Below are 23742 nucleotides of genomic sequence, written 5' to 3'. Positions count from 1 at the left end.
ATTTGCCCCATGTTCAAATATATCGGCGACATCGTTAAAGGCACCGGCACCCAGCTGCGCAGCCTGGTGATGGTGTTCTCCCACGGGTTCCGCAAGCGCGATACCCTGCAATACCCCGAAGAGCCCGTGTACCTGCCGCCGCGCTACCGCGGCCGCATCGTCCTGACCCGCGACCCCGACGGCGAGGAGCGCTGCGTGGCGTGCAACCTCTGCGCGGTGGCCTGCCCGGTTGGCTGCATCTCGCTGCAGAAGGCCGAGACCGAGGACGGCCGCTGGTATCCGGAGTTCTTCCGCATCAACTTCTCGCGCTGCATCTTCTGCGGCCTGTGCGAGGAAGCGTGCCCGACCACCGCGATCCAGCTGACTCCGGATTTCGAAATGGCCGAGTTCAAGCGTCAGGACCTGGTGTACGAGAAGGAAGACCTCCTGATCTCCGGCCCCGGCAAGAACCCTGATTACAACTTCTACCGTGTTGCGGGTATGGCGATCGCTGGCAAGCCTAAGGGCGCTGCACAGAACGAAGCCGAGCCGATCAACGTGAAGAGCTTGCTCCCATAAGGACAGAAAGATGGAATTCGCTTTCTACTTCGCATCCGGGATCGCCGTGGTTTCCACCCTTCGGGTGGTGACCGGCACCAACCCCGTGCACGCCCTGCTCTACCTGATCATTTCCCTGATCTCCGTGGCGATGATCTTCTTCTCCCTGGGTGCGCCGTTTGCCGGCGCCCTGGAAGTAATCGCCTATGCTGGCGCCATCATGGTGCTGTTCGTCTTCGTGGTGATGATGCTCAACCTCGGGCCGGCTTCGGTCGCCCAGGAGCGTGGCTGGCTCAAGCCGGGTATCTGGGCAGGGCCCGTGTTCCTGGCCGCCCTGCTGCTGCTTGAGCTGCTGTACGTGCTGTTCGCCGAGCCAAGCGGCGCGGCCATCAGCGGTACTACCGTGGACGCCAAGGCCGTGGGCATCAGCCTGTTCGGTCCTTACCTGCTGGTGGTCGAACTGGCTTCGATGCTGCTGCTGGCCGCGGCCGTCACCGCCTTCCACCTGGGCCGCAACGAGGCGAAGGAGTAAATCATGGGTGCTATCCCTCTCGAGCATGGGCTGGCGGTCGCCGGCATCCTGTTCTGCTTAGGTCTGGTTGGCCTGATGGTCCGCCGCAACATCCTCTTCGTGCTCATGAGCCTGGAAGTCATGATGAACGCCGCTGCCCTGGCGTTCATCGTCGCCGGCGCCCGTTGGGTTCAACCCGACGGTCAGGTGATGTTCATTCTGGTGATCAGCCTGGCAGCCGCCGAGGCCAGCATTGGCCTGGCGATCCTGCTGCAGCTGTATCGCCGCTTCCACACTCTCGACATCGATGCTGCCAGTGAGATGCGCGGATGAACCTTATCTTCCTGACTTTCGTCTTCCCCCTGATCGGCTTCCTGCTGCTGTCGTTCTCGCGCGGGCGGTTCTCGGAGAACCTGTCCGCGCTGATCGGCGTCGGTTCCGTCGGCCTGTCGGCCGCCGTGGCCGCCTATGTGATCTGGCAATTCAATGTCGCGCCGCCTGAAGGCGGTGCGTACAGCCAGCTGCTGTGGCAGTGGATGTCGGTGGACGGCTTTGCGCCGAACTTCACCCTGTACGTGGATGGTCTGTCGATCACCATGCTCGGCGTGGTCACCGGCGTGGGCTTCCTGATCCACCTGTTCGCGTCCTGGTACATGCGTGGCGAAGCCGGTTACTCGCGCTTCTTCTCGTACACCAACCTGTTCATCGCCAGCATGTTGTTCCTGGTGCTGGGCGACAACCTGCTGTTCATTTACTTCGGCTGGGAAGGTGTGGGCCTGTGCTCCTACCTGTTGATCGGTTTCTACTACAGTAATCGCAACAACGGTAACGCTGCACTGAAGGCCTTCATCGTCACCCGTATCGGCGACGTGTTCATGGCCATCGGCCTGTTCATCCTGTTCGCCCAGCTGGGTACTCTGAACGTCCAGGAACTGCTGGTGCTGGCACCGCAGAAGTTCCAGGCAGGCGATACCTGGATGGTGCTGGCGACCCTGATGCTGCTCGGCGGCGCCGTCGGTAAATCGGCCCAACTGCCACTGCAGACCTGGCTCGCCGATGCGATGGCCGGTCCGACTCCGGTCTCCGCGCTGATCCACGCCGCAACCATGGTGACCGCGGGCGTCTACCTGATCGCCCGTACCCACGGCCTGTTCCTTCTGGCGCCGGACATCCTGCACCTGGTGGGTATCGTCGGTGGCGTGACCCTGGTCCTGGCCGGCTTCGCCGCGCTGGTCCAGACCGACATCAAGCGTATCCTCGCCTACTCGACCATGAGCCAGATCGGCTACATGTTCCTGGCCTTGGGCGTCGGTGCCTGGGAAGGCGCGATCTTCCACCTGATGACCCACGCCTTCTTCAAGGCCCTGCTGTTCCTTGCCTCCGGTGCGGTCATCGTTGCCTGCCACCATGAGCAGAACATCTTCAAGATGGGTGGCCTGTGGAAGAAGCTGCCGCTGGCCTACGCCAGCTTCGTGGTCGGTGGTGCCGCCCTGGCCGCCCTGCCGATCCTGACCGCGGGCTTCTACTCCAAGGACGAGATCCTCTGGGAAGCCTTCGCCAGCGGCCATACCGGCCTGTTGTACGCTGGCCTGGTCGGTGCGTTCATGACCTCGCTGTACACCTTCCGCCTGATCTTCATCGCCTTCCACGGCGAAGCGAAGACCGAAGCCCACGCCGGCCACGGTATCTCCCACTGGCTGCCACTGGGTGTGCTGATCGTGCTGTCGACCTTCGTCGGCGCCTGGATCCACCCGCCTCTGGCGGGTGTACTGCCACAGAGCGTCGGTCATGCAGGTGGCGAAGCCCAGCACTCGCTTGAAATCGTCTCTGGCGCCATCGCCATCGCCGGTATCCTGCTGGCTGCGGTGCTGTTCCTGGGCAAACGCACCCTGGTCACCGCGATCGCCAACAGCGGCATCGGTCGCGTCCTGTCGGCCTGGTGGTTCGCCGCCTGGGGCTTCGACTGGATCTACGACAAGCTGTTCGTCAAACCTTATCTGCTGATCAGCCACATCCTGCGCAAGGATCCGGTTGACCGCAGCATCGGCCTGATTCCTCGGATGGCTCGCGGCGGTCACGTCGCCATGAGCAAGACCGAAACCGGCCAGCTGCGCTGGTACACCGCCTCGATCGCCGTGGGTGCCGTTCTGGTACTCGGCGCCGTGGTAGTGGCCGCGGTATGACTATGAACCTTGCGACTTTGCGAAAGGAAACGAACCCGTCATGATTCTGCCTTGGCTGATCCTGATCCCCTTCATCGGCGGCCTCCTGTGCTGGCTGGGTGAGCGCTTCGGCGCCACCCTGCCCCGCTGGATCGCGCTGCTGACCATGTCCCTGCTGCTTGGCATCGGCCTGTGGCTGTGGGCTAACGGCGACTACACCCTGGCCCCTGCCCCGGGCGCGGAACCGGCCTGGACCCTCGAATACAAAGTCGAGTGGATCAAGCGCTTCGGCATCAGCATTCACCTGGCCCTCGATGGCCTGTCGCTGCTGATGATCCTGCTCACCGGCCTGCTGGGTGTGCTTTCGGTCCTGTGCTCCTGGAAAGAGATCCAGCGCCACGTCGGCTTCTTCCACCTCAACCTGATGTGGATCCTGGGCGGTGTGGTCGGTGTGTTCCTGGCCCTGGACCTGTTCCTGTTCTTCTTCTTCTGGGAAATGATGCTGGTGCCGATGTACTTCCTCATCGCGCTCTGGGGTCACAGCTCCGCCGACGGCAAGAAGACCCGGATCTACGCTGCCACCAAGTTCTTCATCTTCACCCAGGCCAGCGGCCTGATCATGCTGGTGGCGATCCTTGGCCTGGTACTGGTGAACTACAACAGCACCGGCGTCATCACCTTCAACTACAGCGACCTGCTCAAGGCCGAACTGCCAGCCGGTACCGAGTACCTGCTGATGCTGGGCTTCTTCATCGCCTTCGCCGTGAAGCTGCCGGTGGTGCCGTTCCACTCCTGGCTGCCTGACGCTCACGCCCAGGCACCGACCGCAGGCTCCGTGGACCTGGCCGGTATCTTGCTGAAGACTGCGGCCTACGGCCTGCTGCGCTTCGCCCTGCCGCTGTTCCCGAACGCTTCGGCCGAGTTCGCGCCAATCGCCATGACCCTGGGCCTGATCGGTATCTTCTACGGGGCCTTCCTGGCCTTCGCGCAAACCGACATCAAGCGCCTGGTGGCCTTCTCCAGCGTCTCGCACATGGGCTTCGTGCTGATCGGCATCTATTCCGGCAGCCAGCAAGCACTGCAGGGCGCGGTGATCCAGATGCTGGCCCACGGTCTGTCGGCTGCGGCGCTGTTCATCCTGGCCGGCCAGCTGTACGAGCGCATGCATACCCGTGACATGCGCGAAATGGGCGGCCTGTGGCACCGCATCGCCTATCTTCCTGCCATCAGCCTGTTCTTCGCCGCCGCCTCCCTGGGCCTGCCAGGTACCGGCAACTTCGTCGGTGAGTTCCTGATCCTGATCGGCAGCTTCGTCCATGTACCCTGGATCACCGTGATCGCCACCACTGGCCTGGTCTTTGGCTCGGTCTACTCGCTGATCATGATCCACCGCGCCTACTTCGGTCCGGCCAAGTCCGACACCGTACTGGCCGGCATGGACGGTCGCGAACTGGTCATGGTCCTGGGCCTGGCCGGCCTGCTGATCCTGCTCGGCGTGTACCCGCAGCCGTTCCTGGACACCTCTGCCGCCACCATGAGCGGTGTGCAGCAGTGGATCGGTTCCGCTTTCACTCAACTCGCTTCGGCCCGGTAAGAGCGCTATGGAATTCACCACTCAACACTTCATCGCATTGGCGCCGATGCTCATCACCACCGTCACGACGGTGGTGGTGATGCTGGCGATCGCCTGGAAGCGCAATCACTCGCAGACCTTCCTGCTGTCCACCGTGGGCCTGAACCTGGCCCTGCTGTCGATCCTGCCGGCGCTGAAGGTCGCGCCGCTGGCGGTCACCTCGCTGGTGACCATCGACAAGTTCGCCTGCCTGTACATGGCGATCATCCTGGTGGCAACCCTGGCCTGCGTCACCCTCGCCCATGCCTACTTGGGCGAAGGGTCCAAGGGCTACCCGGGCAACCGTGAAGAACTGTACTTGCTGCTGCTGATGTCCGCCCTGGGCGGCCTGGTGCTGGTCAGCGCCAACCACCTGGCTGGCCTGTTCATTGGCCTGGAACTGCTGTCGGTACCGGTCTATGGCCTGGTGGCGTATGCATTCTTCAACAAGCGTTCGCTGGAAGCCGGCATCAAGTACATGGTGCTTTCTGCGGCAGGCTCTGCCTTCCTGCTGTTCGGCATGGCCCTGCTGTACGCCGATGCCGGCAGCCTGACCTTCGACCAGATCGGCAAGGCACTGGCTGCCACCAGCATGCCGAGCCTGCTGGCCCAACTGGGCCTGGGCATGATGCTGGTGGGCCTGGCCTTCAAGCTGTCGCTGGTACCGTTCCACCTGTGGACCCCGGACGTGTACGAAGGTGCTCCGGCGCCGGTCGCCGCGTTCCTGGCCACTGCCAGCAAGGTCGCGGTCTTCGCCGTGGTCGTTCGCCTGTTCATGCTCTCCCCTGCCGCCAGCAGCGGTGTGCTGAGCACCGTACTGGCCGTGATCGCCGTCGCCTCGATCCTGATCGGCAACCTGCTGGCGTTGACCCAGAGCAACCTCAAGCGTCTGCTCGGTTACTCGTCTATCGCCCACTTCGGCTACCTGGTCATCGCTCTGGTCGCCAGCAAGGGCCTGGCCCTGGAGGCCATGGGTGTTTACCTGGTGACCTACGTCATTACCAGCCTGGGCGCCTTCGGCGTGATCACCTTGATGTCTTCGCCCTATGCCGGTCGTGATGCCGATGCCCTGTACGAGTATCGCGGCCTGTTCTGGCGCCGTCCGTACCTGACCGCGGTGCTGACCGTCATGATGCTGTCGTTGGCAGGTATCCCGCTGACCGCAGGCTTCATCGGCAAGTTCTACATCATCGCCACTGGCGTCGAGTCGCACCTGTGGTGGCTGGTCGGTGCCCTGGTAATCGGTAGCGCCATCGGCGTGTACTACTACCTGCGCGTCATGGTCACCCTGTACTTGGTAGAGCCAAACCTGCGTCGCCACGACGCTCCGCTGAAGTGGGAACAGCGCACTGGCGGCGTCATGCTGCTGGCCATCGCTATCCTCGCCTTCGTCCTGGGCGTGTACCCACAGCCTCTGTTGGAACTGGTCCAACAAGCCGGCCTGCAATTGATCGGGTGATCAATCTGCAAAAACAAAACACCCCGCACATGCGGGGTGTTTTGTTTTCTGCTCCATGTAGGCGAAGGCGGGTGTCATGCTGTGCTTGGTGTATTTTTGCCATTGCGCGCCGGCTTGCGTGTACAGCCCGGGTTGTGGGCGGCGCGCCGCAACTCACCATAGGCGCTCGGCAGGTGGACATCTGGATTTGGCATACCGCTGGGGGAGAGTTCATGGGTCATCTCGAACTGGGCACGCACCGACCAGCCGCAGGCCTCGTTGACGCATTGCAGGTAGGCGATACGGAGGAAGATATGACGCCCTTCACTGGTGCGAATCCGCATTTTGCCGGTGCAATGAGGGCATACCAATTTGTAGCTGCTCACAGGCACCTCCTTTTAGGTACCCTCGCCGCGTGTAAGACACCGTGACGATCACAGTCAGTGTCCGCCCCCACCGATTTAAGACTTCTCGATAAATTCATGTTACTTACCATCCGACGCTGAGTGGAGCTTCACCCATCCATCCAGATGGGTTCGGCTCATGGGCTTACAGAAACATTTACTCGTATTGAGTACTTTCTCCGTCCTGCGATAGCCGAACCAAGCGTCCTGCCTGACTATCTTTTGCCTGAGATTTGTCCATAAGCTTGATTGATTGTTGTTGTAGGTATATAGCTGAGCAAATGTAGGCATTTTCACTGCGATCATCATTCATACCGTTACCGATTTGTTTGGTGCTCCCAATATATTCTTATCGCATATTTTTGCCTACAGATCTCATACATAGTCCTTTTTTGGTATTCATAATGAGTACACTTTCCCTGTCTGCGATATTGCATCGAATGAAGGACCTCACCGGCGCCAGAACCGATGCCGAACTTGCCAAAGCATTGAGTATCAGCCCGCAAACCTTGAGCAGTTGGAAGATACGCGGGAGTATTCCTTACGCGTTGTGCATGGAGTTGGCGCAGAAACAAGGGGTGTCCCTCGACTGGCTGCTTCTAGGGGACGGGCAACAAAACCGAACATCCAGCGCATCCCTCCCTCAAGGGCATCCCTCTGCTTGGGAGGCGGATCTGCTCGATCAGTTGCGGGCCCTGTCGGCACTGGATCTGCAAGCCATCCGCGCGACCATCGAGGACAAGTTGCGCATCTCTCAGCTGGAACGTCGTCTCGAAGAATTGACCCATCGCCCTGTCAAGCATTGATCCCCCTGCGCTTCGCTACCGGCACCGCTCACCGTCGTTTCCCTGACCTGTTGGGCCAGGCTCCAGCGGGTCCGGGCCTCCACCAGACGCAGATAGCAAATCGAAAGTGCACGCCCCTGCTCATGACTGTCGACATCGATCAGCCGCCGATAGCCACGCTCGCGCAGGCAACGGCGCCAATCAGCGAACTCTCGCGCTGCAACCTCCATCGAGCTCCTGGCGGCGAGCTCCAATCGCGTATCGCTGACCTGCGATGACAACCCCAGTAGCTCACGCAACCGCCCAAGCTCTATCCGCGGCCAGAACGGATCGTGGTAGACCAGATAGCGCTTGGGCCGGCACTCAAATGGGACGTATGAATCCCGACTCACGGCTCGCCCTCCACTCACTGATTGTTCAGCATGCCGTAACGTATCGCCTTGATCACCGCCGCTACCCGGGTGTTCACGGCGAACTTGCGCAAGATATTGCTGACATGGAAATTGACCGTTGACTCCTTGCAGCCCACGATTTGGCCGATTTCCCAGGAGGTCTTGCCGTAGGCGCACCACAGCAGCACTTCCCGTTCTCTGGGGGTAAGGTGGATGGGCTGATCGGCGTCGACGTCAGGTACCAGTTGGCGTTGCAGGTTCATGAGGCACTCTCCTACGGTCATAAGAGCCCAAAGGCATTTACGTTTGATGTGCTTGAACCTTACGAAGCCGTCGCCGCTTGATTCCAGCGCCCAGGGTTGTAGATCGGCGCCCTACACAAAACGTCCTACATGCAGAGGGGCACTTTTTCCCCATAAAAGCGACGTGCTCTGAAGGATTTTGCGTACGTCTGACACCTGTTACCCGCCCTACTGCCCGGAGTTGTACGATGCGTCCCGTTTCACCTTTCCCTTGCGCTGTCGGCCTATGGGTCGTTGCTACCGGCCATTCGACACTGGCCGCTGCGCCTTTGGAGCTGGAGCAGGTCGTGATCGAAGGCCAGCAGCAAAGTGAGCTGGAGTCTGCCGCCCAGCGCCTACGGGAGGTCCCAGGGGCTACCAACCTCATCGACATGCACCGTGTCGAGCAAGGGCGCGTCGCCACCAACCAGGACGTGCTGGCCTATCAGCCTGGTGTCTTCGCCCAGTCGGCCGGCAACGATGGCATCAAACTGTCGATCCGCGGCTCAGGCATCAATCGCGCACCCGGTGCCCATGGCTCTGGTGTCTACACGATGTTCGACGGCCTGCCGTTGACGGGCCCAGGGGGCACGCCCTACGAGCTGTTCGAACCCCTGTGGCTGAGCCGTGCCGAAGTGCTGCGTGGCGCCAATGGCTTCGACCGGGGGGCATTGGCCCTCGGCGGCGCGATCAACTATGTGACCCACACAGGCTACGACGCTGCGCCTGCTCAAGTGCGCTATGAAGTGGGCAGTCGCGGATACGCCCATCGGCACGTGAGCTCCGGACAGGTATTGGGTGATCTGGATTACTACGTGGCCTTGACCGACGCCGAATACGATGGCTATCAGGAACACAGCAGCGGCAGCGCCAAGGGTTTCGCCGCCAACGTCGGCTATCGCTTCAATCCCAACCTGGAAACACGCTTCTACCTGCGCTACCGCGAAACAGAGAACGACCTGGCTGGACGCCTGACCAAAGAACAGGTCAAGCATGATCCACGTGCAGCCAATCCAGCCTACTTGGCCCGAGACGACAGTCGTCCGCAGCCGGGTAGCACTTGGGTCGCCAACAAGACCACCCTCTACCTGGAGGATGACGCTCGCCTGGAAGCGGGACTGGTCTACCACGACTACCCGATGGACCTGCGCGAAGGCCCCATGCGTCTCAAGGTCGCCTACACCGATGTCAGCGGGACCCTCAACTATGTGCGCCGCGACACCCTGTTCGGGCATCAGAGCAACACCACCATCGGTTGGCGCACCACCAAACACTTGCCCAACAGCGGCGCCTCGCAGTTCGTCCGCGATGGCGATGCCTTCGGCCCACGCACCCGGGACTTCAGCTACCAGGGCTCGGACACCGTACTGCATGTCGGCAACGACCTGGAACTCATGCCTGACCTATGGCTGACCAGCGGCCTGGCGATGATCTATACCCGCCGCGAAAGCGATGTGACCTACCCGCAGGATGGCGGCAAGGTCAGCCAGCATGACTGGGACTATGCGCCTCGCCTGGGCTTGCGGTACGACATCAGTCCGCAAGTGCAGGTGTATGGCAACCTCAGCCGCTCCGTGGAACCTGCACACCCTTGGTCGCTAATCTGGAGCTCGACAGTCCCTACCCAGCCGATCGAAATGCAAAACCAGACCGCCACCACGCTGGAGCTGGGTGCACGGGGCGATTCGCAGCTGGGGCGTTGGGACCTGGCCTGGTACTACTCGCAGGTACGTCACGAACTGCTGGCCGTAGAAATCGTGCAAGGCGCCCTGCCCAAGGAGTTCAACGCCAGCCCCACCGTACACCAAGGCGTCGAGGCTAGCCTGGACAGCACGCTCTGGGAACAGGCCGGCATCGGCAGGGTATCCCTGCGCCAGGCCTATACTTTCAGCGACTTCCATTACCGGGACGACGACACCTTCGGCGACAACCGCCTGCCAGGCATCCCGATGCACTATTACCAGGCCGAGGTGCGCTACGACTGGCCAAGCGGCTTCTATGCAGGCCTCAACACCCAGATGGCCTCCAAAGTCCAGGTCGACTACGCCAACAGCTACCATGCCGATGCCTACGCCCTGCTCGGCGCCCGCCTGGGCTGGAATGCTCCGAAGCAGGACTGGCAGACCTGGCTGGACCTGCGCAACCTGACCAACAAACGCTATGCCGCCACGGTGACGCCTGGGTATGACGATCAGGGCAAGGACAACCCACGCTCCACGCCGGGCGAAGGTTTTGCTGTCTACGCCGGCGTTTCCTACAGCTTTCTCTGAAAGGTCATGACGGCAACTGTACCTGCAACCGACTCGTGAAGATCGCCCAGCTGGACATGAATAGCGCGGCGATCAGCGGACCGATGACGAATCCGTTGAGGCCGAACACCGCCAGGCCGCCCAAGGTGGAAATCAGGATCAGGTAGTCGGGCATCTTGGTGTCCTTGCCCACCAGGATTGGGCGCAGCAGGTTGTCCACCAGGCCAATCACCAGTACCCCAAAAGCGATCAACACAATGCCCGGCAGTATTGCGCCGGTGGCCAGGAAATAGACCGCCACCGGCGCCCAGACAATGCCCGCCCCCACCGCTGGCAACAACGACAGAAACGCCATCAACACGCCCCAGACCAACGCACTGGGAATGCCCAGCACCCAGAAGATAAGGCCACCCAGCGCCCCCTGGGTAATGGCCACCAGCAGATTGCCCTTGACCGTGGCACGTACCACACGGCTGAACTTCAATTGCAGACGACGCTTTTGCTGCTCGGGAAGCGGCACGGCCAGCCGTACCTTGCGCGCCAGCTCGCCGCCTTCTCGCAGGAAGAAAAACAACAGGTACAGCATGATGCCGAAGCTCACCAGAAAATCGAACGTACCCTGACCAAAGCTGAACGCCTGGCCCGCCAGGAACTGGCTGCCTTGCGTGGCCCACTTGGTGATCTTGTCCCGCAGCCCTTCCAGATCGCCCATGCCCAGGCGCTCCAAGGCGTTCTGGACGAAGGCCGGCAACAATGACTTGAAACCTTCCAGATGACCGGCGATATCCAGCTCGCCCTTCTCGATGCGCTGATACAGGCTAGCGCCCTCCTGCACCAGCAAGGTACCAATGATGATCACCGGCAAGATGGCAATCAGCAGGCACACCAGCAACGTGAAGGCTGCCGCCAGGTTGCGCCGTCCTCCCAAGCGCAGCATCAGGTCACGCTGCAACGGGGAGAACAGGATGGCAAGGATCACTGCCCAGAACACCGCACCGTAGAACGGCAGCAAGATCCACAGGAAGGCGATGGTCACCAACGCCAGGAGGACAGTCAGGGCCTTGTTCTGCAGTGCGGTCTGGTTCATGGAGTTTTCTCGCGGGGGTCATCCCTTTAGTGCCCGCCGCTTGGGCAAAAGTGCCGTTGATCCAGATCAATGTCGCATCGACGTGCTGGCTTTAGCATCCGCGCCTTTGCCCCGGTGCGCACATGACCCCTCCCGCCAAGCCCGAACTGCTGGCTCCCGCCGGCACCCTCAAGACCCTGCGCTACGCCTTCGCCTACGGTGCCGATGCGGTCTATGCTGGCCAGCCGCGCTACAGCCTGCGCGTGCGCAACAACGGATTCGACCACGCCAACCTGGCGCTGGGTATCCGCGAGGCGCATGCCTTGGGCAAGCGCTTCTACGTGGTGGTCAACATTGCGCCGCACAATGCCAAGCTCAAGACCTTCATCAAGGACCTCGCCCCGGTCATCGAGATGGCGCCCGACGCCCTGATCATGTCCGACCCGGGCTTGATCATGCTGGTTCGCCAGCACTTCCCGCAGATGCCGATCCACCTCTCGGTGCAGGCCAACACGGTGAATTGGGCCAGTGTCGAGTTCTGGAAGCAGCTCGGCCTTAGCCGGGTGATTCTCTCGCGCGAGTTGTCGCTCGAAGAGATCGAGGAAATCCGCCAGCACGTGCCCGACATGGAGCTGGAGGTGTTCGTCCACGGTGCCCTGTGCATGGCCTACTCCGGTCGCTGCCTGCTGTCTGGCTACCTGAACCGTCGAGACGCCAACCAGGGCACCTGCACCAATGCCTGCCGCTGGAAATACCAAGCCACCCCAGCCACAGAGAACGCCACCGGTGAAATCGTCCAGCAGGTCGAGCCGACCCTGGGCATCGGCGCGCCGACCGAGCAGGCGTTCCTGCTTCAGGAAAGCAACCGCCCAGGCGAAGAAATGCCAGCCTTCGAAGACGAACATGGCACCTACATCATGAATGCCAAGGACCTGCGCGCCATCCAGCACGTGGAGCGGCTCACCCGCATGGGTGTGCATTCGCTGAAGATCGAAGGCCGGACCAAGTCGCACTTCTACTGCGCCCGCGCCGTCCAGTCCTACCGTCAGGCCATCGACGATGCCGTGGCCGGACGGCCCTTCGATCGCGGCTTGATGGGCAATCTGGAGTCCCTCGCCCAACGGGGCTACACCGAAGGCTTCCTGCGACGCCATGTGCACGATGAGTACCAGAACTACCAACGCGGCAACTCGGTCTCCGAGCGCCAGCAGTTCGTGGGCGAACTGACCGGCGCACGGGTGGAGGGTCTGGCCGAGGTCAAGGTGAAGAACCGTTTTGCCGTGGGCGATCACCTGGAACTGATGACCCCGCGGGGCAACTATCACTTCGACCTGAATCACCTGCGCGACCGCCATCAACAGACCATCCAGGTGGCGCCAGGCGATGGCCATGTGGTTTACCTGCCCATTCCCGAACAAGTCTCTCTGGAATACGGGTTGCTGATGCGCGACCTGGAATTGGAGCACAAGCGCCTGACAGATCTGTAATGCTGCGTTCAGGCCGCTGACAGCTGGCGAAGGCGAACATCGTGCAGGCCGCCGGTACAGGTGGCAACCGACTGCGCTGCGCCAGAAGGCCGGTTACGCTATGCTGCGGGTCAATTCAGGGTTACGGGCCGCCCTTCCAGACCACGCTGTTCGCGCGTGTCCCAGCACATCGCGGACATGCAAGCGGCCCATCCAGACGCCAGTATCTGCCTGCGTATCTAGAGGACTATCATCATGCTGCGCAAACACCTGTTCTCCCTCGGCCTGCTGGCGATTGCCGGCCTGGCCCAGGCCGCCGAGACCATCGACGTCTACCGCGACCCCAATTGCGGCTGCTGCAAGGAATGGATCAGCCACCTGCGGGAAAATGGCTTCACGGTCAACGATCACGTCGAGCCGAACATGAGCGAGGTCAAGCAGCGCCTGGGCGTAGCCCCACGTCTTGCGTCCTGCCATACCGGAGTGATCAACGGCAAGTTCGTCGAAGGTCATGTGCCGGCCGAACAGATCCGCCTGCTCGCCAAGCGCAATGACCTCAAGGGCATCGCCGTCCCGGGCATGCCCATGGGCTCGCCCGGCATGGAGATGGGTGACCACAAGGACGCCTACCAGGTCATCGGCCTGACCCAGGAAGGCAAGGACGAAGTGCTGGCCAACTATTGATGCTCAGTCTCTGGGCGCTGTTTCTCAGCGCCTTCGGTGCCGCCACCTTGCTGCCACTGCAATCGGAGGCGGTGCTGGTGGGGTTGCTGCTGCGCCAACCCGAAGCCTGGGCGACGTTACTGCTGGTGGCCACCCTCGGCAACGTGCTGGGCTCGATCGTCAACTGGCTGTTGGGGCGGGCCATCGAGCACCTGCGCGATCGACGTTGGTTCCCCTTCAGTGCCCATCAGCTGGAGCGCGCCCAGCAGCGTTACCGGCGCTGGGGGCAATGGTCGCTGCTGCTGAGCTGGATGCCGGTGATCGGCGACCCATTGACCTTGATCGCCGGCATCATGCGTGAACCGTTCTGGCGCTTCGTGCTGCTGGTGACCTTGGCCAAGGGCGGGCGCTACCTGGTACTGGCGATGATCACCCTGGGCTGGATGCACGGACGCTGACCGTAGTCCGACGTTGAGCCTTGCAAGAGCAGTCTCGCAGGAGAACCGCCGCCCTTACGAGCGTCCCCAGACCAACGCCTCGGTCCATCCCAACTCGGCGAAGTCATCGGCCCGAAGGCAAGCCTCCTCTTCACAGAAGAACTCGTCCAGCTGAGGCGGACGCACCGTCGTATCACTGAGCATGGCGTGCACCTGGCCACGATGATGGATCTGATGCTCGAACAGGTGCGACAGCAAGCGCAGGCGCTGTTCACGCTGCAGGCGATCCGGACGCACGATGCTCACATAACGTTGCAATTGGTCATCGCGCAGAAGCTGGCAATAGGCAATCAGCCGGTGGTCGGCCTGGGCCTGCTCGGCATGCAGGTCTGCACAGGTGGCAAAAGGCTGCTCGGGCTCGAAAAATCGCTCGCCGTCCGGGTCCGGTGCCTCCCCGCGCTGCTCGCACTCCAGCGCATGCAGGTAGAACCAGTCCACCGTCAGGAGGTGGTTGAGCGTGGCCTTGATCGAAGGAAAAAAGCTGCAACGAGGGGCGACGAACTCGTCCTGGGTCAGTTGCAGGCATGCCTTGTACAGGCGGTGGTTAGCCCAGCCATTGTTGTAGGCCTGGGTCAGCAGATGATGCGACAGCGGCTCCATGGTCGACTCCTTCAGGCGAAGCGTTGCAGTTGCATCTCCCGTAGCCGGCTCAGGGTCCGCTGGTACGGGAACGCCAGATACCCTTGAGTGTAGAGCGCTTCGAGCGGGACTTCGGCTTCCAGGTACAAGGCGACCCGACGGTCGTAGCATTCGTCGACCAGGGCGATGAAGCGACGCACGCTGTCATCCTTGGGTGCCAGCGTCGGCAAGTCGCGGTCTCCGGCCACCACTCGCTGGGCCCCATCTTCGGTGCCACGTGCAATGCGTCCCGCCCGCTGGGCACCGCCCAATGCCGGGATGCCTTGGACCAGAATCGCCGAAAAGCGGTCGCACAGCCCCATGAACTCCAGCGCCGACAAGGGTTGCTCGCACACTTCGCTGAAATGGCACCAGATCGCCTGCTCGCTGCGACGAATCACGCGGATTTGCCGCGAACCGATCGACAACGGCTGGTCAGTGGCAGGACCGTCCTGGCTCAGTTGATCGAACACAGCCCCCAGGGCCGTGGGCCGCCCGGGCTCAGCGACCCAATAGCGTTGTCGAAGGGCGCCTGGATGCAGGCGATGATCCTGCTCGCCCGCCACGTTCAGCACACGCATGTGCCGCCCGATGGCAGCGATCGCCGGCAAGAAGCGCTCACGGTTGAAACCGTCTCGGTAGAGCTGCTCCGGCGGCTGGTTTGAGGTGGCGACGATCGTCACCCCCTGGTCGAACAGGGTCTGAAACAGGCGACCCAGGATGATTGCGTCGCCAATGTCGCTGACGAACAGCTCATCGAAGCACAACACGCGAATCTCGGTCGCCAGGGCCTTGGCCAAAGCCTGCAAGGGGTCACGGGTGCCATTGAGCTGGAACAGCCGCTGGTGCACCCAGGCCATGAAGTGGTGGAAATGCTGGCGTCGGGACGGGACCTGCAGACTGCGGTGGAACTGATCCATCAGCCAGGTCTTGCCTCGCCCGACCGGGCCCCAGAGGTACACGCCCAAAGTGGGCTTGCCCAATCGCAGCGCCTCGAAACACGCCTGGAGCGCGTCCACTGCCAGAGCCTGGGCGCCGTCATGGACGAACCCATGCTCGTCGATAGCCTGGCGATAAAGGGTTTGCGGATCGAAGGACATGCCCTGACGCTCGATAAAAGAACGCATCCTACGCATTCGGGCTTGCTGGGGGCAAACGCCCGTCAGTCTTCGCTCAATCCCACCTTGAGCAGCGCCCCGTCCTTCGCATCGGTCAACACGTACAGATAACCATCCGGCCCGACCCGCACGTCTCGGATGCGCGCCTTGAGCTCACCCAGCAGGCGCTCCTCATGCACGATCTTGTCACCCTTGAGCTGCAAGCGAATCAGCTCCTGGGTAGCCAGGGCACCGATGAACAGGTTGTGGTCCCAGGCCTTGAAGGTCGGGCTGTCATAGAACGCCATGCCGCTGATGGCGGGCGACTTTTCCCAGACATGATGGGGGGGCTGGGTGCCCTCCACGTGCTGGCCCTTGGCTTCGGGGATCGGTAACAGCGAGTAGTTGATTCCATGGGTCGCGATAGGCCAGCCGTAGTTCTTGCCGGGCTCAGGGATGTTGATCTCGTCACCGCCCCGGGGCCCGTGCTCGTGAGTCCAGAGCTTGCCAGTCCAAGGGTTGAGCGCGGCACCCTGCTGGTTGCGATGGCCAAAGGACCAAATTTCGGGCCGCACATTGGCCTGACCGACGAAAGGGTTGTCCTTGGGAATTTCGCCATCCGGGAGGATACGTACGATCTTCCCTTGGAGTTTATCCAAGTCCTGAGCAGTGGCACGCTGGTTGTTCTCACCCAACGCGATAAAGAGATAGCCGTCACGGTCGAATACCAGGCGTGAGCCGAAGTGGATGCCTTCAGAGAGCTTCGGCTGCTGGCGGAAGATCACCGTGAAATGCTCCAACCGGGCGAGATCCTGGGACAGCTGCCCACGACCGACCGCGGTACCGGCCTTGCCGTCGGCGCCTTGCTCGGCATAGGAGAGGTATATCGTACGGTCCTTGGTGAACTCGGGGGACAGCACCACATCAAGCAGTCCGCCTTGCCCCTGGGCCCAGACCACAGGCACACCGCTCAGTGGCGGACCGACCTTGCCCTCGGCACTGACCACCCGCAGGTTGCCGGGGCGCTCGGTCACCAGCATTCCCTGGCCGCCTGGCAAAAAGGCCAAGGCCCAGGGGTTGCGCAAACCTTCGGCAATCGTGCTGACCGTCAGTTGCCCCTCCTCGCTGGGCAAGCGCTGTTCAGGGGCCGCTTGGGCCAACAGGGGTATCAGGGCGAAGGTGGCCAGCCAGGTTCTACGGTTCATGCTCGGTTCCTTCCAGTGGGGCTCAGGGCGCGCGTTGGTTATCACGCGGCGGCCGAGTAGGTTCCAGGTTCGGGCTTTGCTGCTCGCGCCGCAGGTTATCGCCATTGCCTATGCCACGGTTGTCCAGCGTTGGAGGCCGGATGATCGGCTGAGTGGACGGCCCGCGGACCGGAGGTGTGGCCTGCATGCTGCCTTGGCGACTATTGGGGTTGGCGCGCTGGATCGGGCTGTTGTAGGGATTGTTGCGGTCGGCGGCAATGAGCAACGGTTCGGGGAACGGTGCGGCCGAAAGTGGCAGACTCAGCGAAAGGCCGATAACCAGAGCGGATATCGTGGGATTCATGCTCCACCTCCTATACGCAACCGCGCGCTAAAGCGTTGGATAGCCTAAGACGCGACAGGTTCGCGGCAAAGGTGCTAATCCAGGGAGAGAGGTTTCCTGATGTTTCAGTATGAGCCCAGGGGATTGCCCCGCTGGGCTTTCGCGACACAAGGACCACTCATCGCTCAATGGCGCGAGCGGCCTTGATCGAGGTGCTCAATCCTTGGCGTCGACCTTGTGCCGAGCGGCATACAGGCAAAGCATCTCCATGGCCAGCGTGGCGCCAGCCAAGGCGGTGATGTCAGCGTGGTCATAGGCCGGCGCCACTTCCACCATGTCCATCCCCACCAAGTTGATGCCGCGCAGCCCGCCCAGAATCTCCAGCGCCTGCACCGTGCTCAGGCCGCCACAGACCGGCGTACCCGTGCCAGGTGCGAACGCAGGATCGAGGCAGTCGATGTCGAACGTGAGATACACCGGTCGATCTCCCACCCGCTGGCGGATCGCCGCGATCACAGCCTCGGTGCCCTGACGGTGCACCTGGCGCGCGTCGAGGATGGCAAAACCCTGGGTGTCGTCATTGGTGGTGCGCAAACCGATCTGCACGGAACAGGAGGGGTCTACCAGCCCCTCACGGGCTGCGTGCCAGAACATGGTGCCATGATCGATACGCTTGCCCTCCTCGTCCGGCCAGGTATCGCTGTGCGCGTCGAAGTGGATCAGCGCCAAAGCTCCGTGGCGCTCGGCATGGGCCTTGAGCAGCGGGTAACTGATGAAATGATCGCCCCCGAGGGTCAACATGGCGCACCCAGCGTCGAGGATCTGCCTGGCATGGGCCTCGATGCTGGCCGGGACCGACTCGGGTGTACCACTGTCGAAAGCGCAATCGCCATAGTCGATCACCGCCAGATGATCGAAGGGGTCGAACGTCCACGGCCAATGTCTGGCCCAGGCCTGCTGCACCGAGGCGGCGCGGATGGCCCGTGGCCCGAAGCGGGCGCCAGGACGGTTGCTGGTGGCGGTATCGAACGGCACACCGCTGACCACCACATCGACGCCGCGCAGGTCACGGCTATAGCGGCGCCGAGAAAAACTGGTAATGCCGGCGTAGGTGCTTTCCGCGGCAGTGCCGTAAAGGCTATCGCGGGTCATGGCCTGGTCATTGTTATGGGCGTGTTCCACGGTCAAGCTCCTGGTTGTCATTGTTCGTTACTGACGGCTGCGAAACGCAGTCCACATCCGATTGCGCTGGCGCAAGTCGGACAGCGCCATGCCGCGGTCGCCATACAAACGCTGGCGGACCTCGGCGGATGGGTAGATGTCCGGGTCGTTGCGCACGGCATCGTCCACCAGTGGCGTGGCAGCCCGGTTGGCATTGGCAAAGAACAGCGTGTTGGTCAGTTCGGCCACGGATTCAGGACGCAGCATGAAGGCGATGAAGGCGCGAGCAGCCTCCGGGTGCGGGGCGTCCTTGGGGATGACCAAATTATCCTGCCAGACCAACGTTCCCTCGCGCGGGATGCGGTAGATCACTTCGAAGGCCTTGCCGGCACGACGCGCCTGGTCAGCAGCCATCGCCGCATCGCCGTTGTAGGTCAACGCCAGGCATACGCTGCCGTTGGCCAGGTCATTGATCTGCCGGCCGTTGGCCACGTAGCTCACCGAGGGCTGCAACTGACGTAGCAAAGCCTGAGCGGCATCCAGATCGGCCTTGCTCTGGCTGTATGGGTCTTTGCCCAGGTAATTGAGGGTTACCCCGATCACTTCCTGAGGCGAGTCGGGCAAGGCGATGCCACAGCCTTTGAGGCGACTGGCGTATTCGGGTTTGAACAGCAGATCAAGGCTGTCCAGCGGTACGTCCCCAAGACGTTCTCGCACCGCCTCGACATTCACACCCAACCCCAGGGTGCCCCAGGTGTAGGGCACCGCATAGCGATTGCCGGGATCGGTCTCGGCCAGTTTGGCCAGCATATCCGGGTCGAGGTTGCTGTACCCGGGCATTTCCTGGGCCTGCAAGGGCTGCAACGCATTGGCCTTGAGGGCCCTGGCCAGAACCGTGGATGAAGGCACCACCACGTCATAGCCGCTACCGCCGGTGAGCAGTTTGGTCTCCAGTACTTCGGGCGTGTCGAAGGTGTCATAGCGCACCTTGTAACCGGTCTGCTGCTCGAATCGCTTGAGCGTCGACTCCGCGACATAGTCGGCCCAGCTGTAGAGGTTGACGACCTTCTCTTCGGCCTGGAGCGGCAAAGCCAGGACCAGGGACAGCAGACACAGCGATCGACGCATGGCGAACACCTCGGCAAATGAGTGGATGCCGTCAGCATGCCAGCCGGGTTACATTGAAAAAATCGCAAGTTTGCAAAGCTGACATTCACCAGGAGTGATGTAATGCTCGGACAACTGCACGACCCGGACCTGCACCTGCTGAGGCTGTTCGTCACTGTAGTCGAGGCCGGCGGCTTCAGTGCCGCCCAAGGCGTGCTGGGCCTGAGCCAGCCCAGCATCAGTCAGCAGATGGGGCGCCTCGAAACCCGCCTGGGATACCGCCTGTGCAGTCGTGGCAAGGGTGGATTTCGCCTGACCGAAAAAGGCGAGTTGCTGCTCAAGGCTACCCGGGAGTTGCTGGTCCAGATCGAGCAGTTCCGTCAGCAGGCCAATGGTGTAGGCGGACGGCTGCTGGGGTCTGTACGCATCGGCATGGCCGAGAACCAGGACGCCAGCGTCACGCTTCGTCTGGCCAATGCCATCGCACGCTTTCGCCAACGCGAGGAGTCGGTGCAACTGGAGTTGATCAGCGCGCCGCCGGCTGAGCTCGAGCGGCTGCTTCTCGAGCAGCGCCTAGACTACGCCATCAGCTACTTCTCCGGTAGCCAGGCTGCGTTCGATTACCAGCCGCTGTTCAACGAAACCCAACGGCTGTATTGCGGCCAGGGACACCCGTTGTTCGCAGTTATGCAGGTGTCGGGGGAGGAGTTGCTCGAAGCTGACCAGGTCCGCCACCCCTACCGCTTCCTCAAAGCGGGTGAGCCCTTCCAGAGCCGACGCAGCTCTGCCTTGGCCGAGCAGATCGACAGTGCCTTGACGTTCATCCTTTCGGGGCGCCACATCGGCTACCTGCCCCTCCATTGCGCCGCGCCCTGGGAGACGCGCGGGCTGCTACGGGCGTTGGATCCGGGCCTGGATTTCAGCGTGCCCTTTACCCTCGCCCGGCATCGTGCACAAGCACCGGGTGAGGCGCAGCAAGCCTTTGCCGAAGACCTGCGGGAGGCCTTCGCCTGAGTCTTTCGGAGGACTCTGTACAGAGGGTCTTTCAACGCCTGCACCCTTTTGCCACACTGCGGGCTTGACCGTTACGCCAAGGCCATTGCCATGACCACTCGCCGCCTCCGATTCTGGCTGATTGCCCTGTTGGCCTTCACCCTCAATGCCTGCGCCCTGTTCCAGGCGCGTGATCCATTGAACATCAGCGTCGTCGGGATCGAACCACTGCCGTCCGCGGAGCTTGAAATGCGCATGGCAGTGAAAATCCGTGTGCAAAATCCCAACGAGGCGCCTGTCGATTTCAACGGCATTGCGCTCAAGCTTGAGGTCAACGGCCAGCCCCTGGCTGCCGGGGTCAGCGATCAGAAGGGGCACATTGGCCGCTACGACGAAGCGGTCATCGTCGTGCCCATGAGCGTCACGGCCTTTGCGATGGTGCGCCAAGCCTATGGTTTGGGAAGGCTGGGCTCACTGCAAGGGTTGCCCTACGTGCTGCAGGGCAAGATGGCTGGCGGCCCCTTAGGGACCGTGCGCTTCACCGACAAGGGCAAGCTCGACCTGCCCACTGTCGGTAGCGCGACCTGGTGATCGCGCAGGCGGTGTGGCTCAGCGATTGCTGCTGGCCGCGGCCATCATCTTGTTGACTTCGCTGCGCACCATGTTGGCGAACTCAGGGGGCGACATGCCATCGAGTTCGGCGCGAACCCATTCCGCCCATTTGCTCTTGCGCCGCGGCTTCTCACCGATCAACCGCGCCGCCTCGCCCTTAGCCTTGCCGAGGTTGTTCTGCCAATGTTCGAACAGCCGGGCCTTCTCTGCCTCGATCTGTGCCCGTTCCTCGAAGCTTCTGTTGGCCAGATTGAAACTCATGGGATTACCTACCGCTTGAAAATGGCCGCTATCTTACACTGTAGCGGCGAGCAACCGTTACGCCGCGGCAACTTTCCGCACGGCGCGGCATCCATTGCTCAACCCCCTACGATCGAGGACACATTCATGGCCAGGAAAATCGCCGCGCACAGCGACAACGAACAAATCAAGGACCAGGTTTTCAGCGAACTGCAGGCCTTGATCGAAGAATCGGAGCGTCTGCTCCAAGACAGTGCTGCGCTGGTGGGGGACGAGGCCGATACGTTACGGGCACAGGTCGCCCTCAAGCTGCGCCAAGCACGCCAGACCGCGGATACCCTGCGAGGCAAGGCACAGCCTGCGATAGAAGCTGCCGAGCACTATATGGGCGGACACCCATGGCAGACGGTGGCAATCTCTGCAGGTGTGGGGCTGGTGATCGGCCTTGTGTTGGGCCAGCGACGCTGACTCGCCCGATCACCGGACCGCTCAGGCCGCCATGGCCATTGGGATACCGCTGTGGAAGCGCAGTTCCTGATCTGGCGAACTGATCAGTTCCGCCTCGGCTTCACGCACCTGTTCTACGACCCGGGCGATGTCAGTGGCCTCGCCATATTGGTGGGCCAACTTGAGGTAGCCTTGGTAATGGCGCGCTTCGCTCTTGAGCAGGCCGTGATAGAAGGTCCCGAGTTCTTCGTCCAGGTGCGGCACCAACGCTGCGAAACGCTCGCAACTGCGGGCCTCGATGAAAGCACCGACCACCAGCGTATCGACCAGCTTGACAGGTTCGTGAGCCCGCACCAGGCGCCGCAGACCGGACGCATAACGCCCCGCCGACACCGGTCGCAACGGAACACCACGACGCTTCATCAGGCGCAGGACTTGCTCATGATGCACCAACTCCTCACGGGCCAGGCGCGACATCATGTTGATCAAGTCAAGATGGGTGTTGTACTTGGCGATCAGGCTCAGCGCGGTACTGGCGGCCTTGAACTCGCAGTTTTTGTGATCGATCAACAAGGTTTCCTGGTCGGCGAGCGCCGCTTCGATCCAAGCGTCGGGGGTAGGACAGCCCAGGAAGGCATCGATTTCAGGAATCAGGGACATAAGCTCACAACGACAGGCCAACGGCAGGATTGGCGATTATACCGGCGGTGGCGCTGATCGCCAGCGACTATGCTGATACATATCAAGCGGCACTGCGCGGGATGCTGACTATAGTCAGCCATTGGCCGCCACCTACCAAGGGAGTTAATGCCCATGCAAGCCGTCCGCAGCATACTCGTCGTCCTAGACCCCGAACACGCCCACAGTCGCGCCTTGACACGCGCCAAGCTCATCGCCGGGGTGACAGGCGCACGCATGCACTTGCTAATGTGTGACAAGCGCCAGGACCACAGTGCCCTACTCAGCCTGCTGAGCAGTCAGCTACACGATGACGGGTATGACAACATCACCCATGAACAGACCTGGCATGAAAGCCTGCATGAATCCATCATCGAGGTGCAGCAGGCCGAAGGTTGCGAACTGGTCATCAAGGAGCACCGGCCAGACAACCCACTGCGCAAGGCACTGCTGACCCCTAGCGATTGGAAACTTCTGCGCTATTGCCCCTGTGCAGTCCTAATGGTGAAGAACGAGCGGCCCTGGACGGGAGGCGCGATTCTTGCCGCTGTGGATGTAGGCAACAACGATGAAGACCACAGGCGTCTACATGCCAGCATCATCGACCATGGCTATGCGATTGCCGGCCTGGCCAAGGGTGACCTGCACGTCATCGCCGCCCACCCTTCTCCCATGCTTTCGGCGTCTGACCCGACTTACCAGCTCTCCGAAACCATCGAGCAGCGATATCGCGAAGCCTGCACGGCCTTTCAGGCCGAATTCGGTATTTCTGATGATCACTTGCACATTGCCGAAGGCCCGGCAGACGTTCTTATTCCTTACACCGAAAAACAGCTCGATGCGGTGGTGACCGTCATGGGTACTGTGGCCCGCACAGGCATTTCCGGTGCTTTGATTGGCAATACTTCGGAAGTGGTTCTCGACGCCTTGGAAGGGGACGTGTTGGTCCTCAAGAGTGAAGAGGCGACCGCACACCTGGCAGAGCTGGCGCGTGGCTGACGGAGCCAGGGAAGCGACGCGATTTGTATAGGCGTTTATTTCAGAGACCCAAAATACAAAACCCCTACCTGCTCACGCAGATAGGGGTTTTGCGAAATGAATCTTGACGATGACCTACTCTCACATGGGGAAGCCCCACACTACCATCGGCGATGCATCGTTTCACTACTGAGTTCGGGATGGGATCAGGTGGTTCCAAT

26 protein-coding genes, 1 rRNA gene and 1 pseudogene are annotated in these 23742 nt (G+C 61.7%); 15 read left to right on the top strand and 13 right to left on the bottom strand.

All coding sequences use genetic code 11. The annotated features are described in order from the left end of the window. The first annotated feature begins 9 nt into the window (after positions 1-9). The 6 genes from nuoI to nuoN are packed head-to-tail and all read left to right on the top strand — an operon-like array spanning position 10 to position 6281. Positions 10-558 (top strand): NADH-quinone oxidoreductase subunit NuoI, encoded by a 549-nt coding sequence (nuoI, locus tag DQ397_RS02705; RefSeq protein WP_043209143.1) that lies wholly within the window; start codon positions 10-12, stop codon positions 556-558. Positions 559-568: 10 nt separating this feature from the next. Next, positions 569-1069 (top strand): NADH-quinone oxidoreductase subunit J, encoded by a 501-nt coding sequence (gene nuoJ, locus DQ397_RS02700; RefSeq protein ID WP_043209139.1) that lies wholly within the window; start codon positions 569-571, stop codon positions 1067-1069. Between the two features lie 3 nt (positions 1070-1072). Next, positions 1073-1381, top strand: coding sequence for an NADH-quinone oxidoreductase subunit NuoK (nuoK, locus tag DQ397_RS02695; RefSeq protein WP_023631349.1), 309 nt, complete (start codon positions 1073-1075; stop codon positions 1379-1381). Beyond that, positions 1378-3231, top strand: a complete 1854-nt coding sequence (nuoL, locus tag DQ397_RS02690; protein ID WP_043209138.1) for an NADH-quinone oxidoreductase subunit L — start codon at positions 1378-1380, stop codon at positions 3229-3231. The genes nuoK and nuoL overlap by 4 nt, the downstream gene beginning before the upstream one ends. Before the next feature lie 40 nt (positions 3232-3271). Next, on the top strand, positions 3272-4804 hold the full coding sequence (gene nuoM, locus DQ397_RS02685; protein WP_043209137.1) for an NADH-quinone oxidoreductase subunit M: 1533 nt from the start codon (positions 3272-3274) through the stop codon (positions 4802-4804). 7 nt (positions 4805-4811) lie between these two features. Continuing rightward, a complete protein-coding gene (nuoN, locus tag DQ397_RS02680) occupies positions 4812-6281 on the top strand; it encodes an NADH-quinone oxidoreductase subunit NuoN (protein WP_043209136.1) in 1470 nt (489 codons plus the stop codon). 74 nt (positions 6282-6355) lie between these two features. Here nuoN and DQ397_RS02675 read toward each other — a convergent pair whose 3' ends face one another. After that, complete coding sequence (locus DQ397_RS02675) at positions 6356-6646, bottom strand: ogr/Delta-like zinc finger family protein (protein WP_043209133.1); 291 nt, start codon at positions 6644-6646, stop codon at positions 6356-6358. 422 nt (positions 6647-7068) lie between these two features. On the opposite strand from DQ397_RS02675, the gene DQ397_RS02670 reads away from it, so the two are divergent. Then, positions 7069-7470 carry a helix-turn-helix domain-containing protein gene (locus DQ397_RS02670; protein WP_043209131.1) on the top strand — a complete coding sequence of 134 codons (402 nt, stop codon included), beginning with the start codon at positions 7069-7071 and terminating at the stop codon, positions 7468-7470. 8 nt (positions 7471-7478) lie between these two features. Here the strand turns inward: DQ397_RS02670 and DQ397_RS02665 are convergent. Next, positions 7479-7841 (bottom strand): annotated as a pseudogene (locus tag DQ397_RS02665) (head completion/stabilization protein); the annotation flags it as partial. A 14-nt stretch (positions 7842-7855) separates the two neighbouring features. Next, positions 7856-8104 carry a helix-turn-helix transcriptional regulator gene (locus DQ397_RS02660; protein WP_043209129.1) on the bottom strand — a complete coding sequence of 83 codons (249 nt, stop codon included), beginning with the start codon at positions 8102-8104 and terminating at the stop codon, positions 7856-7858. A gap of 227 nt (positions 8105-8331) precedes the next feature. Here DQ397_RS02660 and DQ397_RS02655 point away from each other — a divergent pair, with 227 nt between their 5' ends. Next, complete coding sequence (locus DQ397_RS02655) at positions 8332-10392, top strand: TonB-dependent receptor domain-containing protein (RefSeq protein WP_043209126.1); 2061 nt, start codon at positions 8332-8334, stop codon at positions 10390-10392. 4 nt (positions 10393-10396) lie between these two features. Here DQ397_RS02655 and DQ397_RS02650 read toward each other — a convergent pair whose 3' ends face one another. Then, on the bottom strand, positions 10397-11458 hold the full coding sequence (locus DQ397_RS02650; protein ID WP_043209125.1) for an AI-2E family transporter: 1062 nt from the start codon (positions 11456-11458) through the stop codon (positions 10397-10399). Positions 11459-11580: 122 nt separating this feature from the next. Between DQ397_RS02650 and yegQ the strand changes: the two genes are divergently transcribed. The 3 genes from yegQ (at position 11581) to DQ397_RS02635 (ending at position 14024) form a co-directional block, all read left to right on the top strand. After that, on the top strand, positions 11581-12924 hold the full coding sequence (yegQ, locus tag DQ397_RS02645) for a tRNA 5-hydroxyuridine modification protein YegQ (protein WP_043209123.1): 1344 nt from the start codon (positions 11581-11583) through the stop codon (positions 12922-12924). A 234-nt stretch (positions 12925-13158) separates the two neighbouring features. Beyond that, positions 13159-13587, top strand: a complete 429-nt coding sequence (locus DQ397_RS02640; protein ID WP_043209122.1) for a DUF411 domain-containing protein — start codon at positions 13159-13161, stop codon at positions 13585-13587. Then, entirely contained in the window at positions 13587-14024 is a 438-nt protein-coding gene (locus tag DQ397_RS02635; protein WP_043209121.1) for a YqaA family protein, read from the top strand. Before DQ397_RS02640 ends, DQ397_RS02635 begins: the two co-directional genes overlap by 1 nt. A 54-nt stretch (positions 14025-14078) precedes the next feature. Here DQ397_RS02635 and DQ397_RS02630 read toward each other — a convergent pair whose 3' ends face one another. From DQ397_RS02630 to DQ397_RS02605, 6 genes are all read right to left on the bottom strand, one after another. Continuing rightward, positions 14079-14663 carry a DinB family protein gene (locus DQ397_RS02630; RefSeq protein ID WP_043209118.1) on the bottom strand — a complete coding sequence of 195 codons (585 nt, stop codon included), beginning with the start codon at positions 14661-14663 and terminating at the stop codon, positions 14079-14081. Positions 14664-14674: 11 nt separating this feature from the next. After that, the gene (zapE, locus tag DQ397_RS02625; RefSeq protein WP_043209116.1) at positions 14675-15781 is read right to left on the bottom strand and encodes a cell division protein ZapE; all 1107 of its coding nucleotides are present in this window, start codon (positions 15779-15781) and stop codon (positions 14675-14677) included. 62 nt (positions 15782-15843) lie between these two features. After that, positions 15844-16983, bottom strand: coding sequence for a PQQ-dependent sugar dehydrogenase (locus DQ397_RS02620; RefSeq protein ID WP_043209112.1), 1140 nt, complete (start codon positions 16981-16983; stop codon positions 15844-15846). Between the two features lie 22 nt (positions 16984-17005). Continuing rightward, on the bottom strand, positions 17006-17326 hold the full coding sequence (locus DQ397_RS02615; protein ID WP_043209110.1) for a hypothetical protein: 321 nt from the start codon (positions 17324-17326) through the stop codon (positions 17006-17008). A 195-nt stretch (positions 17327-17521) separates the two neighbouring features. Continuing rightward, positions 17522-18487, bottom strand: coding sequence for an agmatinase (gene speB, locus DQ397_RS02610; RefSeq protein WP_043209108.1), 966 nt, complete (start codon positions 18485-18487; stop codon positions 17522-17524). A gap of 27 nt (positions 18488-18514) precedes the next feature. Further along, positions 18515-19594, bottom strand: coding sequence for an extracellular solute-binding protein (locus DQ397_RS02605; protein WP_043209106.1), 1080 nt, complete (start codon positions 19592-19594; stop codon positions 18515-18517). A gap of 102 nt (positions 19595-19696) precedes the next feature. Between DQ397_RS02605 and DQ397_RS02600 the strand changes: the two genes are divergently transcribed. Together DQ397_RS02600 and DQ397_RS02595 are read left to right on the top strand one after the other, a co-directional pair. After that, positions 19697-20587 carry a LysR family transcriptional regulator gene (locus DQ397_RS02600; protein WP_043209104.1) on the top strand — a complete coding sequence of 297 codons (891 nt, stop codon included), beginning with the start codon at positions 19697-19699 and terminating at the stop codon, positions 20585-20587. 90 nt (positions 20588-20677) lie between these two features. Then, positions 20678-21157 (top strand): LEA type 2 family protein, encoded by a 480-nt coding sequence (locus DQ397_RS02595; RefSeq protein ID WP_043209101.1) that lies wholly within the window; start codon positions 20678-20680, stop codon positions 21155-21157. Positions 21158-21175: 18 nt separating this feature from the next. On the opposite strand, the gene DQ397_RS02590 is transcribed toward DQ397_RS02595, so the two are convergent. Further along, positions 21176-21439 (bottom strand): hypothetical protein, encoded by a 264-nt coding sequence (locus tag DQ397_RS02590; protein WP_043209099.1) that lies wholly within the window; start codon positions 21437-21439, stop codon positions 21176-21178. Positions 21440-21565: 126 nt separating this feature from the next. Between DQ397_RS02590 and DQ397_RS02585 the strand changes: the two genes are divergently transcribed. Beyond that, positions 21566-21886, top strand: coding sequence for a YqjD family protein (locus DQ397_RS02585; protein WP_043209098.1), 321 nt, complete (start codon positions 21566-21568; stop codon positions 21884-21886). A 21-nt stretch (positions 21887-21907) separates the two neighbouring features. Here the strand turns inward: DQ397_RS02585 and DQ397_RS02580 are convergent, their stop codons facing one another. Continuing rightward, positions 21908-22525, bottom strand: coding sequence for a tRNA-(ms[2]io[6]A)-hydroxylase (locus DQ397_RS02580; RefSeq protein WP_090345534.1), 618 nt, complete (start codon positions 22523-22525; stop codon positions 21908-21910). Positions 22526-22678: 153 nt separating this feature from the next. Between DQ397_RS02580 and DQ397_RS02575 the strand changes: the two genes are divergently transcribed. Next, positions 22679-23542, top strand: coding sequence for a universal stress protein (locus DQ397_RS02575; protein ID WP_043209095.1), 864 nt, complete (start codon positions 22679-22681; stop codon positions 23540-23542). Between the two features lie 101 nt (positions 23543-23643). On the opposite strand, the gene rrf is transcribed toward DQ397_RS02575, so the two are convergent. Continuing rightward, positions 23644-23742: ribosomal RNA gene (rrf, locus tag DQ397_RS02570) — 5S ribosomal RNA — on the bottom strand; the annotation flags it as partial.

The sequence above is a fragment of the Pseudomonas sp. CK-NBRI-02 genome, assembly GCF_008124495.1.
Taxonomy (GTDB): Bacteria; Pseudomonadota; Gammaproteobacteria; order Pseudomonadales; family Pseudomonadaceae; genus Aquipseudomonas; species Aquipseudomonas guariconensis.
This window is presented reverse-complemented; position numbering and strand designations above follow the sequence as displayed.

What these genes read in the sequence shown, in the direction of transcription:
- nuoI (WP_043209143.1), top strand. Translation starts at nt 10, where the DNA reads ATGTTCAAATATATCGGCGACATCGTTAAAGGCACCGGCACCCAGCTG.
- yegQ (WP_043209123.1), top strand. Translation starts at nt 11,581, where the DNA reads ATGACCCCTCCCGCCAAGCCCGAACTGCTGGCTCCCGCCGGCACCCTC.
- DQ397_RS02585 (WP_043209098.1), top strand. Translation starts at nt 21,566, where the DNA reads ATGGCCAGGAAAATCGCCGCGCACAGCGACAACGAACAAATCAAGGAC.
- DQ397_RS02620 (WP_043209112.1), bottom strand. Translation starts at nt 16,983, where the DNA reads ATGAACCGTAGAACCTGGCTGGCCACCTTCGCCCTGATACCCCTGTTG.
- zapE (WP_043209116.1), bottom strand. Translation starts at nt 15,781, where the DNA reads ATGTCCTTCGATCCGCAAACCCTTTATCGCCAGGCTATCGACGAGCAT.
- DQ397_RS02575 (WP_043209095.1), top strand. Translation starts at nt 22,679, where the DNA reads ATGCAAGCCGTCCGCAGCATACTCGTCGTCCTAGACCCCGAACACGCC.
- DQ397_RS02580 (WP_090345534.1), bottom strand. Translation starts at nt 22,525, where the DNA reads ATGTCCCTGATTCCTGAAATCGATGCCTTCCTGGGCTGTCCTACCCCC.
- nuoJ (WP_043209139.1), top strand. Translation starts at nt 569, where the DNA reads ATGGAATTCGCTTTCTACTTCGCATCCGGGATCGCCGTGGTTTCCACC.
- DQ397_RS02650 (WP_043209125.1), bottom strand. Translation starts at nt 11,458, where the DNA reads ATGAACCAGACCGCACTGCAGAACAAGGCCCTGACTGTCCTCCTGGCG.
- DQ397_RS02630 (WP_043209118.1), bottom strand. Translation starts at nt 14,663, where the DNA reads ATGGAGCCGCTGTCGCATCATCTGCTGACCCAGGCCTACAACAATGGC.
- DQ397_RS02605 (WP_043209106.1), bottom strand. Translation starts at nt 19,594, where the DNA reads ATGCGTCGATCGCTGTGTCTGCTGTCCCTGGTCCTGGCTTTGCCGCTC.
- DQ397_RS02590 (WP_043209099.1), bottom strand. Translation starts at nt 21,439, where the DNA reads ATGAGTTTCAATCTGGCCAACAGAAGCTTCGAGGAACGGGCACAGATC.
- nuoL (WP_043209138.1), top strand. Translation starts at nt 1,378, where the DNA reads ATGAACCTTATCTTCCTGACTTTCGTCTTCCCCCTGATCGGCTTCCTG.
- DQ397_RS02660 (WP_043209129.1), bottom strand. Translation starts at nt 8,104, where the DNA reads ATGAACCTGCAACGCCAACTGGTACCTGACGTCGACGCCGATCAGCCC.
- nuoK (WP_023631349.1), top strand. Translation starts at nt 1,073, where the DNA reads ATGGGTGCTATCCCTCTCGAGCATGGGCTGGCGGTCGCCGGCATCCTG.
- DQ397_RS02640 (WP_043209122.1), top strand. Translation starts at nt 13,159, where the DNA reads ATGCTGCGCAAACACCTGTTCTCCCTCGGCCTGCTGGCGATTGCCGGC.
- DQ397_RS02600 (WP_043209104.1), top strand. Translation starts at nt 19,697, where the DNA reads ATGCTCGGACAACTGCACGACCCGGACCTGCACCTGCTGAGGCTGTTC.
- nuoM (WP_043209137.1), top strand. Translation starts at nt 3,272, where the DNA reads ATGATTCTGCCTTGGCTGATCCTGATCCCCTTCATCGGCGGCCTCCTG.
- DQ397_RS02670 (WP_043209131.1), top strand. Translation starts at nt 7,069, where the DNA reads ATGAGTACACTTTCCCTGTCTGCGATATTGCATCGAATGAAGGACCTC.
- DQ397_RS02635 (WP_043209121.1), top strand. Translation starts at nt 13,587, where the DNA reads ATGCTCAGTCTCTGGGCGCTGTTTCTCAGCGCCTTCGGTGCCGCCACC.
- DQ397_RS02615 (WP_043209110.1), bottom strand. Translation starts at nt 17,326, where the DNA reads ATGAATCCCACGATATCCGCTCTGGTTATCGGCCTTTCGCTGAGTCTG.
- nuoN (WP_043209136.1), top strand. Translation starts at nt 4,812, where the DNA reads ATGGAATTCACCACTCAACACTTCATCGCATTGGCGCCGATGCTCATC.
- DQ397_RS02655 (WP_043209126.1), top strand. Translation starts at nt 8,332, where the DNA reads ATGCGTCCCGTTTCACCTTTCCCTTGCGCTGTCGGCCTATGGGTCGTT.
- DQ397_RS02595 (WP_043209101.1), top strand. Translation starts at nt 20,678, where the DNA reads ATGACCACTCGCCGCCTCCGATTCTGGCTGATTGCCCTGTTGGCCTTC.